Here is an 11908-nt window from a genome sequence, read left to right as displayed (position 1 = left end):
CCACAAAAGGGCATTGTCCTGCTCATGGCGCTGATCGTACTGGTCGCGCTGACGCTGGCCGGTCTGGCGCTCACACGCTCGGTGTACACCTCCAACGCCATCGCAGGCAATGTGGCTTTCCAGCAAGCCGCGACGCACGCGGCTGATCGCGGCATTGAAGAAGCCATCGCCTGGCTGGAAGCCAATAATGGTCAAGCCAATTCCACCACGGCCCTCACCTGTACCGAGCCCCAAAGCAGCACCGTGCTGGCCTGTGACCAAACCGCGCGCGGCTACATCGCACACCGGCAAGATCCCAGCGGAGAGAGCTGGGCCACGTTCTGGGATCAAACCCTGGACGGCCAGGCCAAACTGCTGGGAGTCGACGACGCAGGCAACAGCGTGTCGTACGTGATCCAGCGGATGTGCTTGAAGGCCGGCGACTCTCAGGCCACCGGCAACGACTGCGCCACATCCCCCGTGGCCTCTGACAGCACCTGCTCCGGCGGCAGCAGCTGCGACGCTCAAAAAGTCAACCTGGCCTCGGTCAGCCAGGTGTACTACCGCATCACCGTCAAAGTCACCGGCCCCCGCAACGCGCAAAGCTACGTCCAGTCCATGGTCGCGCTGTAATGCACCTGGAGAGCATCATGCAACACGCACGTCTCAACGCCCCCGCTTTCGCCCGGTCCATCGGCTGTGGCCTGGTTCTGGCCACGCTGACACAGTATGCGCCCGCAGCGCTGACGGACCTGGCCTCCGCGCCACTGGAGACCTCGGCCTCCACGCTGGTCAAGCCCAACATCTTGTTCGTGCTGGACGACTCGGGTTCCATGACGTGGGACTTCATGCCCGACTGGGCCAACAGCTCCACCGATTCGCTGGCCCGCAACAGCGGCTACAACAGCATCTACTACAACCCTGCCATCACGTACACCCCGCCGTTGAAGTACGACGGTACGAGCTACGCGAGCATGACGTCGGCCAACACGACCGGCTGGACAAGAGTGCCGTATGACGGCTTCGGCGTACAGACGCCGTCAAACTTCCCCAATACCGGCACCACCAACCTGTTCACGGACGCCTACTCCGGCACCACGCAAGACCTCACCAGTTCGGCGTATTACTACGTCTTCATTCCGGGCGAATACTGCACCACCGCCAGCCAGCAAAGCTGCACCACGCAATCGGCGCCAACCGCCGCATACTCCGTCCCAGCCAAACTACGCTGGTGCACGGACACCTATCTGGGCACCTGCCGCGCAACCCGCATCGACACGGCGCCCACAAACGGCTCGACCTACACCTACCCACGCTATCCCGGCAAGAGCTACAAGACCAGCCGCTTCGGCGTCACCACCACGGTTCCAGGCAGCAACAGCAAGGTAACCATCACCGCCGCAGTCGACAGCTACCCCTACCCCGGCACGACGGCCAAACACTCGCAGCGCGCGGATTGCGCCGGCACCACGTGCACGTATGCCGAAGAGATGACCAACTTCGCCAACTGGTGGGCGTACTACCGCATGCGCATGCAAATGGCCAAATCGGCTGCCAGCATTGCGTTTGCGACGCTCGATTCGCAAAAGCGTCTCGGGTACATGAGCATCAACAACAACACGGGCAGCGACTTCCTGAACGTGTCCGACCTCACCAGCGGCGCCACGGGCCAAAAGGCCCAGTGGTACGCCAAGCTCATTGCCGCCCGGCCCAATAACAGCACGCCGCTGCGCACGGCCCTGTCCACAGCGGGCCGCTATTACGCCGGCAAGCTCAGCACCGTCAACTCGGTGAGCGCCACCGACCCCATGCAGTACGCCTGCCAGCGCAACTACACGATGTTGTCGACTGACGGCTACTGGAACGAATCGAACAACCCCAAGCAAATCAACGGCTCGACGGACATTGGTGACCAGGACAGCGGCACGGCTGTACAGCGCCCGCAGTTCGACGGCACGGCCACGGCCAACACCCTGGCCGACGTGGCGCAGTACTACTACAGCACCGACCTGCGCGATTCGACCAATGGCAACACCACCGGGGCTTTGGGCACAGACGTGTCCAGCAATGTCGGCCTGGCAGACCTGCAGCAACGCATGTACACGTCCACGCTGGGCCTGGGTGCATCCGGCTACATGCTGTTCCAGTCGAACTACCAGACGGCCAAATCCGGCGACTATTACGATGTGGCACAGGGCACCACAACCAGCACCACGACGGCCCGCAACGGCGTATGCACCTGGCAAACGTCAGGCAACTGCAACTGGCCGGCCGTGGCGAGCAACAAGCAAACCACCATCGACGATCTTTGGCACGCTGCAGTGAATGGGCACGGCACGTACTACAGCGCTGCCAACCCTTCCGACATCCGGACTGGGCTGACCAACTTCCTCAACGACATCGACACGAAGACCGCATCGGCTTCGGCTGCCACCACCAGCAACCCCAACGTGTCTGCTGGCGACAACTTCGTCTTCAAGTCGACGTTCCGCTCCAAGGCCTGGGATGGGGAGATGGCGCGCTACACGATCGACATCAGCACAGGCAAACTTTCTGCCTACCCAAGCTGGACCGAATCGGGCCAGATTGAAACCGCTGCAGGCACCAAGACGCCCGGCTTGCTGGACACGCTGGACTACACAACGCGCAAGATCTACACCTATGACCCGACAGCTGCAACGCCCTTGCTGCCTTTCGTCTGGAGTTCGATGAGCACGACCATGCAGTCGTACTTCAAGATGAGCGCCATTGGCTCGCTATCGCAGATGTGCGGCGCAGGCACCCTGTGTCTGGCCAGCACATCGCAGGTGGACAGCACCACGGCCGGCACCAACACAGGCGCAGGCGGCATCAACCTTGTCAACTTCCTGCGCGGCGATCAGAGCAACCAGGGTGACACGAACGCAACGTATTACCGTGAGCGCGAGCACATCCTGGGCGACATCGTGGACTCGCAAGCGGTTTATGTGAAAGCCCCCCTGTTCTCGTACCTTGACAGTGGTTACACCCAGTTCCGCACTTCCCTGCAGGACACGCCGACCCAGCCGGGCCGTCAACCCATGCTCTATGTGGGCGCCAACGATGGCATGCTGCACGCGTTCAATGCGGTTTCAGGTGTTGAGGCATGGGCCTACATCCCCTCGATGCTGCTGCCCAAGCTGTACAAGCTTGCCGACAAGAGCTACGCCGTCAACCACAACTACTACATCAACGCCACGCCACGCCAGGGCGATGTCTACTTCGACGGCGCCTGGCACACCATCCTGGTCAGTGGCCTTGGTGCCGGTGGACGCGGCTTCTTTGCCCTGGACATCACCGACCCAAGTACACCCAAGGTGCTGTGGGAGTTCACGCATGACACCAGCAAGGGTACCGGCTACACCACCGATGCCGACCTGGGCTACTCGTATGGTTCGCCCATCATCACCAAGCTGTCGGACGGCACCTGGAGCGTGATGGTGACATCGGGCTACAACAACGTCTCGCCCGGCAATGGCCACGGCATCGTGTGGGTTCTCAATGCCAAGACCGGAGCGATCATCAAAAAGATCGATACCGGTGCGGGTAGCACCTCGACCACCGCAGGTTGCTCTACAGCGCCTTGCCCTGCGGGCCTGGCCAAGATCAGTGCCTACGTGGAAAGCGGTGCCACCAACAACACAGCGTTGCGTGTGTATGGTGGAGACTATCTGGGCAACGTGTGGCGCATCGACGTGAGCGGACTGACCGCCAGCGGCGGCACCGCACCGGTCCAGCTTCTCGCGACGCTCGCCGACAGCACGGGTGTACGCCAGCCTGTGACGGCTCGCCCTGAAGTGGGCAAGGTGGCCAACCAGACGGTCGTGTTCGTGGGCACGGGCTCCTACATGGGCGTGTCGGACATCGCTACCACGCGCGTGCAGTCCATGTATGCCATCAAGGACACCCTTGCCACCGCGGGGGGCGCTTCGGGGCTATACGGCAGCCCTCGCAGCAACAGCTGCAACGACACCATCAAGACGAACTGCTTCATGCAGCAACACATGACGCAGTCCGTGCTGGGTTCCGAGAACGTTCGTGTGGCTAGCAGCTCCACAACCTACCCAATGGATTTCACCACGATGAATGGCTGGTACATCGACCTGCCCCTGTCGGGTGAGCGCATGAACACGGATCCGGACCTGCAGCTGGGCACATTGGCCTTCACCACCAACATCCCCAGCACAGAAAGCAGTTGCAGCGCAGGTGGTTCGAGCTATTTCAATTTCGTGGACTATCGCACGGGGCTCGCAGTCCCCGGAGCGAAAACCGTTGGTGTGCTGCTTCACAACGGCTCCACCACGGCCCTGGCCACAGCACCGACCTTGGTTCGCCTGCCGAACGGCAAGATCATCGGCATCACGAACCTGTCAGACGGCTCGACCATCACCACAGACACCCCGGTCTCGCCGTCCAGCATGCGCACGCGTCGCCTGTCCTGGCGCGAACTGATCGGCGCGAACTGACCAGCGCCACCACCGGCCGGTGTCACCCGGTTTGACGAGGCCTTGTTGCTTACAGCGACAGGGCCTCGTCCAGCACCTCCAGCCAATGCTTGACCGGCGTGTCGGTACCCGACTGCAGGTGCACGATGCAGCCGATGTTGGCACTGGCAATCAGATGCGGCTCGGTGGCCTGCAGGGACTTGAGCTTGAGGTCACGCAACTGGCGTGACAGCTCGGGCTGCAGCACGCTGTAGGCTCCACCCGCGCCGCAGCACTGGTGGCTGTCCTGCACGGCCAGCTTCACTTCAAAACCCAGTTCACGCAAGCCGGTTTCGATCGGGCCCGGCTTGGCCGCACTGCTGAGCTTTTGCGCATGGCTCAGGCTGCAAGGCGGGTGAAAGGTCACCGCACCCAGGCCTGTTTGCGCCCGCTTGCCCAGCTTGCGCTTGAGCATGGGCATCCAGCTGGCGAGCATCTCGCCGGGGTCACGCACCATGGCCACCACGCGCCCGGCCTTGTCGGCATAAGCGGGGTCATCGGCCAGCAGGCTGGCGTAGTCCTTCACCCAGGCACCGCAGCCGGAGGCGTTGATCAGGATGGCCTCCACCGGCGTGGGCGACTCGATGTAGGGCCACCAGGCGTCGATGTTGCGCCGTGCGCGCGCCTTGGCGCCGTCCAGATCCCCCATGTGGCCTTGCACGGCGCCACAACAGGTCGACGCCGAGGCCACCACAGCCCGGATGCCAATGGCATCGAGCACGCGCGCCGTGGACGCATCGATGTGAGGCCGCAAGCCCGGCTGCACGCAGCCCTTGAGCAGCAGCACGCGGCGGGCGTGCAGGCTCTTGCGCGGGTCCGGCCAGGCGGGTGCCGCCATCGGCGGCCTGGAGGGCACCTGCTCACGCCAAGCCGCGGGCAACAAGGGCCGCACGGCCTGCCCCAGCTTGAGCGCGGGCGTGAACCAGGGCGAAGGCATCAGCTTGACCAGGCCCCAGCGCAGCAGGCGTTCACGCCAGGGGCGCTGCACCTGCGCGTCCACCACGGGCTGGCCCACGGCCAGCAGCTCGTGGTACTGCACGCCCGATGGGCAGGTGCTTTCGCAATGGCGACAACCGATGCAATGGTCCAGGTGTTCCTGCGTGGTGCGCGTGGGCGTCTGGCCCTCGAACACCTGCTTCATCAGGTAGATGCGGCCACGCGGGCCATCCAGCTCGTTACCGGTCACCCGGTAGGTCGGGCAGGTGGCGTTACAGAAGCCGCAGTGCACGCATTGGCGCAGCACCTCCTGGGCCTTGAGGCCTTCAGGGGTGCTCTGGTGTTGGGGGGCAAGCTGGGTCTGCATGGTCAATCCGCGCGGTGCGGCCACAGGCGGCCTGTGTCAAACACGCCATGGGGGTCAAAGGCTTTTTGCACCTGCTCATGCAGGCGCTGCTGGACAGCTGAAAGGGCCAATGGCGCCACCAGAGCGCCCGTCTGCAAAGACAGGAACGCCTGGGCATGGCCGCCAGCCTTGGCCACCACCTCGTGCACGGCGGCGGCAGGCGCGGGCGTGCACACCCAGCGCAGGCCACCAAACCACTCGGCCAGCAGCTCACCGTGCAGGCCCAGCGGCGCCGTGGTGGGTGGTACCGAAATGCGCCACAAGGTGACGCCATGCTGACCGGCCTGCATCACGGCCTGGCGAGCCCGCACGAAAAATTCATCGCTGTGGTCACGCACGCCCTGCCAGAAGCCCTCTGCCACGGGTGGCGCCAGCAACTCGCCGCGGCGCTCGCGGTACATGGCCTGTACGGCACTGGCCACCGCTGCACGTGCCCCGCGCAGGCGCACCAGCAGCGTGCCGTCCCACCAGGCCGAAGCATCAATGGGCAAAGGCTGTGCGGCCCATTTGTTGATCTGGGCCAGCGCCTCGGCCTCGTTCACGTCGAAACGCATGGTGGCCGACACCGTGGGCTGCGGCATCACCTTGAGCGTCACGTCCACCAGCACGCCCAGCGTGCCCATGGAGCCTGCCATCAGGCGCGACAGGTCGAAGCCCGCCACGTTCTTCATCACCGCCCCGCCAAAGCGCAGCAGCTCGGCGCGGCCGGTCAAGACGGTGCAGCCCAGCACATGGTCACGCACCGCCCCACGAGAAACCCGGCCCGGGCCGCTCAGCCCGCTGGCGACCGCACCGCCCAGCGTAGGCTCGCTGCTCTGGCTGGCCACGAAGCCATAACGCGGCGGCTCAAAAGCCAGGTGCTGCCCCTGCTCGGCCAGCACGGCCTCGACCTCACGCAGGGGCGTGCCCGCCCGAACCCGGATCACCAGCTCGCTGGGTTCATACGATTCGATGCCCTGCCACGCCCGGGTGTCCAGCAACTCGCCACGGGTGGTGTCGCCCAGGTGGTCCTTGCTGCCCCCGCCACGCACGCGCAGGCAGGCGCCCCGCCTGGCAGCGTCCTGAATGTGTTGTGCCCACTGTGCGGGGGCGTCGCCTGCCGAAGGGCCTTCGGCTTGCGCGTTCGCGTCTTGTTCGGCCATGATGGCGGCAAGCATAAGGCAAGGCCAGGCCCGTCTGGCCTGCCCCTCTTACAGACTGGCCATTTCTTACCCCTGATTCGTTGCCCCTGATCACATGAAAGTTGCTGCGCTGCAAATGGTGTCCACCCCGCGTGTGGACGAGAACCTGGCCCAGGCCCGCAAGCTGATGGCCCAGGCCGCGCAGGCTGGCGCCGAGCTGGTCGCCCTGCCCGAGTACTTCTGCCTGATGGGCCTGCGCGACAAGGACAAACTGGCCATTGCGGAGCCGCTGGCCGATGCGCGCGAGCCCGATCCAGCCACCACCCCGATGCAGCACATGCTGGCGCAAGCCGCGCGCGAACAGGGCATCTGGGTCATAGGGGGCACCTTGCCGATCCTCAGCCACGAGCCCGAACGCGTGTTCAACACCGTGCTGGTCTTCAACCCGCAAGGCGAGCGCGTGGCCCGCTACGACAAGATCCACCTGTTCTGCTTTGATGATGGCGAACGCCGCTACGACGAAGCCGCCTCATTGACGCCGGGCCGCCAGCCGGTGTCGTTCGAGATGCAGGACAAGGCCGGCGAGCACTGGCACATCGGCCTGAGCGTCTGTTATGACCTGCGCTTCCCCGAGCTGTTCCGCACCTTGGGCGCGGCCAAACCGCTGGATTTGATCGTGCTGCCCGCCGCCTTCACCGACACCACGGGCAAGGCCCATTGGGAGCTGCTGCTGCGCGCCCGCGCGGTCGAGAACCTGTGCCATGTGCTGGCCCCGGCCCAAGGCGGGCTGCATGAAAACGGGCGCCGCACGTTTGGCCATTCACTGGTGATCGAGCCCTGGGGCGAGGTGCTGGCGGTGCAGGCCGAAGGCCCGGGCGTGGTGCTGGCCGACATCACCCACGAACGCCAGACCACGGTGCGCACGCAATTGCCGGCGCTGACGCACCGCGTGCTGGGCTGAAGCTGGTGCGGCTTATTCAGCCAGATCCGTCCACTCGGCGATCACGGTGTTGGACTCCGGGTTGCGCGAGCCATTGGGATTGAACAGGTTCAGCGCATGCGAGCTGACGCCTTCGCGGAAATGCTTGCGGTCGAACAGCTTGAGCTGGGCTTCCATTGGCAAGTCGGTGATGCACAGCACATTGCGGCGGATCAGGGCGTCGATCAAGTCTTCCAGCACGCGCAGGAAGCTGGCGTCCAGGGACGCGAACTGTTGCTGCTCCGAGTCCAGCCCCATGAACTGCCGCACCTCGGGGTGGTCTTCGGGCAGGGTTTGCGCCCCGACCACGGGATCACGGTGCAGACTGCTGATCTGACCGGTAGCGTCGCGCAAAACGTAGAACATGGGAACCTCGACAACAAGCGGATGGCTGATGTCCGTTTATCGGCAGGGCTTGTGCATTCTTGAGGGGTGCCCGGTGGTTTTGCACGCCACATCCACATGGCGGGATGCAGATTTGCCATGCGGGAACCGAGCTTGACGGTCGCACAAAAAAATGCCCCCGACCGAAGCCGGGGGCCATGAAGCAACGCCATCACACCAACAAGCCTGGCGTCACAGGAGAGCAGACCACTGCTGCAGTGAACTTTGCAAATCCCAGGCCAGCTCGCACGCTGCCCCTTGCCTCATGCAGGGCGCCGGCCATGCACCAGCCTGGGTCCATCTCGCGCTTACAAGGTCAGCAGGTACTGCACCAGATTGGCCACTTCCGCCCCTGACTTGGCGCACCAGGGGTGCGGCGTGGCGGGCAGCCCGATCGGCCCGGCCGCGCCCATCTCGGGCCCGAACTCGCGGCGCATCTTCTGGAAGTCCCAGTAGTAGTTGGCCGCGTCAAACGAAGGCACCGTGAAGTACTTGTGCCGCTCGATGAACAGGTTGCGCGCCGGCGAGGTCCCGTCGAAGATGCTGGCCTGCTTGGCCTTGGGCACACGGAACACATCGCCCTTGCGATTCAGGTCCGGCGCGGGCGTGGGCTGGTCGGCCGTGCCGGGCACCGGGCGCACCGGCGCATGCAGCGTGTAGTACTGGTTGTACAGGGCCGAGCCCTCGGTGCAGCGATCCGGGTTGACCAGGTCCTCCAGGTTGCGCACATGGCCATCGCTCAGCAGGCCACGCGAGGTCACCCAGTACAGGTCACGCAGATAGGTGGCCCGGATCGACTGGCGCTTGATCTGGAAGTCCGTCGGCTCAAAGAAGCGCCCCACCTGGTTGAGCGGGATCATGCGCTCGTTCGTGTTCGCCCCGACCTTGTCCGCGTGGCAGCTGGCGCAAGCCTGGTCATAGCTGGCCTTGCCTGCGGCCACCGAAGCGGCCACCAGTGGGTAGCTCTGCCAGCCGTTCTGCACGAAGCTGCCTTCGCTCGTGCTGGTGCTGCCCGTCTGCGCCAGCTTGCCGCTGGACTTGAGCCAGCGGTACAGGCCCACATTGCGCAGGTCGCCATCGTTCTCGTCCAGCGTGGACATGTAGGCGGTCAGGGCCTTGAGCGAAGTCGCGTCCATCGAGCCCATGGCGCCGTCCGGCTCCTCGGCATGGATGTAGGAGCCCTCAAAGCCCACGTACGACTCCGTGTGCGACAGCGAACGCCGGATCGGCAAATGGAAGGTGACGTTCGGAATCGCGATTGGCGAGAAGAGGTAATCGTTGTCGTACAGCGTGCCTTCACCGGCCGTGCGGGTGATGGTGGCCTCGGCGGCACCGGCCGGCATGTGGTAGATCAGCGCGGTCTTGTCCACGTTCTTGCTACCGGGCATCCAGCTTGGCCCCGGCTCGGTGCCCGTGATGTATGAGAAGGTCGCCGTGGTCGCGCCGGTCTTGTCACCCAGCACCGCCCACTTCATGGACCAGCCCGGGTTGGGCAGCCCAGGGAACACCTTTGTGATGGTGCCCGCGCCCTTGCTGTAGCTGATGCGGTAGCCGTGGCAGGACGCGCAGTTGAAGCCGGCCCATGCGCCCTTGCCCAGCAGCGGGTGAATGGACTCGGCCTTGCGGTAACCCACCCACCCCGTCGAGCTCGTGTTGCCCTCGGTCAGTTGCGGGCCGATGCCCAGCAGGCCCGGCGTGGGGTTGAGCTGCGGATAAGGCTTGAAGTACACATCGGTGTAAGCCTCGGCTGGCACCTCGCTGCTGTTGATCTTGTAAGCCCCGAACAGGACCTGCGGGTCGGCTGCCGCACGGGTGTACGGGTCCGTCGTCTTGTAGCTGAGGATCTTGGCCCAGTCCAGGTTCTTGAACTTGTGGCTCAGGCCCAGGTTGTAGTCGTAAGACCAGAACATCTGCCGCCCCAGCGTCACCATCGCCGCGAAGCTGGGGTTGCTCACGGCCACATCGATGGGCGTGATGGCCTTGGTCTCTTCCGACAGCGTGGACACCACGTCGCAATTGGGGTTGGCTGGCGCCGGCACACGGTAGACCTGCGCATCGATCACGTTGTGCGGGCCGGACTTGATCAGCGAGTTGAGGTAGCCCGTGCGCTTTTGCACCTGCAGCTTCAAGGGGCCCTTGCTGGCATGCGGTGGCACGCGGAACTGCACCTGCGTGTCCGACCAGGCCAGCACGTCCTTGGGCCAGCTGCTGCGCACCACGCCGGTTTCGTAGTTGGCCGTCGAGATGAGGTCAAGCTTCTGCTCGTACATCACCAGGTCGGTCTCCAGCACGCGCGCGTTGCCGATCATGATCTTGCTGAAGTCGATGTCGGTGCCCTGCCCGAAACCACTGCCCTTGAGCGTGACCGTGTCGCCCGGCTTGAGCACGGGCGTGGCATTGGCGGCACCGGCCGTCCACACCACGGCGCCATTGACCAGCATCTGCGACACCGTGGGTGTGCCGAAGTTCTGCGCCGAGGCCGCACGCTGCTGCTCGCGTGCGGCGTTGAAGTTGCACAGCGTCTCCTGATTCGGGAAAGCCGGTGCGGCCTGCACACCGGCCAGCAAGGCCGCCTGCGCAGCGAAGGCCACGGCCCCCATCACGGGCACGCGGGCCCGGGCAAAACGCGATTGTCTGGACATGACCATCTCCTCAAACACTTGGTTGGATGAACGATGGCGTCATGGTGGGCAAGGCCGCCCTTCATCCATGTCAAGACAACGACAAATCAGGGAAAGACCTCAGAACCCCGATGGATACGGGGCGCAAGGCCAGATCAAGACGTGGCCGGCAGAAAGAAACCGGCACGCTCCAGCATGCGGCGCTCGACCGGCGTCAGCATGGCCGCGTCCACCAGCGCGGCGGTGTCCAGCACATCGATCAGGCCGTAGGACAGGCGGATCACACCGCGCTGTTCCAGCGCCCGCAGCAACTGGTTCACGGTCTGGCGCGACAAGGACATCATCAAGGCCAGCTGGGTCTGCTTGATGGTCAGCCTGCGCCGCCCCATCTCGCCACCGGTGACCGCGCAATACGTCAGCCAGACCAGGCGGCGCGCCAGACGCTCGGCCGGTTGCACGATGGCCAGGTCTTCCAGCGCGATGAAGGCCATGCGCACCTTGAAGGCCATCAGCACACCAAAGTAGCGCCAGTAGATCGGGTGGGCGTCCAGCAAGGTGTCCAGCACCGACAAAGGCACGAACACCACGGTGGTGGCCCCTTCGGCCACGGCATCATGGGTGCGCGGCAGGCGATCGAACAAGGCGATCTCGCCAAACCACATCGGCGGCTCGATCAAGGACAGCACGGCCTCCCGGCCATCGCGCGTCACCCCGGAGATGTGCAGCGCGCCTTCCAGCACGGCATACAGGCCGTCCACCGCCTCGCCCCGGCTGAACAGGGTCTCGCCATCACGCAGGGTCTTGAGCAAGGCCTGGTTCATCAAGGACTCGGCCAGGGGCGGCGGCACCTGTGAAAACCAGATGTCGCTGCGCAAAAGCTCGCGCTGTACTGCCGTGAGGGTTGCCATGGCGGGCGATGATGCAAGCGCGCCTCAGCCGCTCATGTCACCTCCCCGACAATCGAGGGAAAGCCCGCCCCG

At 64.6% G+C, this 11908-nt stretch carries 8 protein-coding genes; 3 read left to right on the top strand and 5 right to left on the bottom strand.

Annotated features, from left to right (window positions below):
- Positions 1–24: 24 nt before the first annotated feature.
- Positions 25–612, top strand: a complete 588-nt coding sequence (locus JY96_RS13140; protein WP_035038048.1) for a hypothetical protein — start codon at positions 25–27, stop codon at positions 610–612.
- Between the two features lie 17 nt (positions 613–629).
- A complete protein-coding gene (locus tag JY96_RS13135; RefSeq protein WP_161784321.1) occupies positions 630–4463 on the top strand; it encodes a pilus assembly protein in 3834 nt (1277 codons plus the stop codon).
- A 49-nt stretch (positions 4464–4512) separates the two neighbouring features.
- On the opposite strand, the gene glcF is transcribed toward JY96_RS13135, so the two are convergent.
- Both glcF and glcE read right to left on the bottom strand, forming a co-directional pair.
- A complete protein-coding gene (gene glcF / locus JY96_RS13130) occupies positions 4513–5784 on the bottom strand; it encodes a glycolate oxidase subunit GlcF (RefSeq protein ID WP_035038044.1) in 1272 nt (423 codons plus the stop codon).
- A gap of 2 nt (positions 5785–5786) precedes the next feature.
- Positions 5787–6980 (bottom strand): glycolate oxidase subunit GlcE, encoded by a 1194-nt coding sequence (gene glcE / locus JY96_RS13125; RefSeq protein WP_235333918.1) that lies wholly within the window; start codon positions 6978–6980, stop codon positions 5787–5789.
- A 79-nt stretch (positions 6981–7059) separates the two neighbouring features.
- On the opposite strand from glcE, the gene JY96_RS13120 reads away from it, so the two are divergent.
- Positions 7060–7905 carry a carbon-nitrogen hydrolase family protein gene (locus JY96_RS13120; RefSeq protein WP_035038042.1) on the top strand — a complete coding sequence of 282 codons (846 nt, stop codon included), beginning with the start codon at positions 7060–7062 and terminating at the stop codon, positions 7903–7905.
- A gap of 12 nt (positions 7906–7917) precedes the next feature.
- Here the strand turns inward: JY96_RS13120 and JY96_RS13115 are convergent, their stop codons facing one another.
- From JY96_RS13115 to JY96_RS13105, 3 genes are all read right to left on the bottom strand, one after another.
- Positions 7918–8289 (bottom strand): hypothetical protein, encoded by a 372-nt coding sequence (locus JY96_RS13115; protein WP_035038040.1) that lies wholly within the window; start codon positions 8287–8289, stop codon positions 7918–7920.
- Between the two features lie 326 nt (positions 8290–8615).
- Complete coding sequence (locus tag JY96_RS13110) at positions 8616–10949, bottom strand: IPT/TIG domain-containing protein (protein WP_200883515.1); 2334 nt, start codon at positions 10947–10949, stop codon at positions 8616–8618.
- A 134-nt stretch (positions 10950–11083) separates the two neighbouring features.
- Entirely contained in the window at positions 11084–11836 is a 753-nt protein-coding gene (locus tag JY96_RS13105; protein WP_081961238.1) for a Crp/Fnr family transcriptional regulator, read from the bottom strand.
- Between the last annotated feature and the right edge of the window lie 72 nt (positions 11837–11908).

Origin of the sequence: Aquabacterium sp. NJ1, from assembly GCF_000768065.1 — a bacterium.
Lineage (GTDB): Bacteria > Pseudomonadota > Gammaproteobacteria > Burkholderiales > Burkholderiaceae_C > Aquabacterium.
The sequence above is the reverse complement of the archived record's forward strand: the minus strand, read 5'-3'. Positions and strand labels throughout refer to the sequence as shown.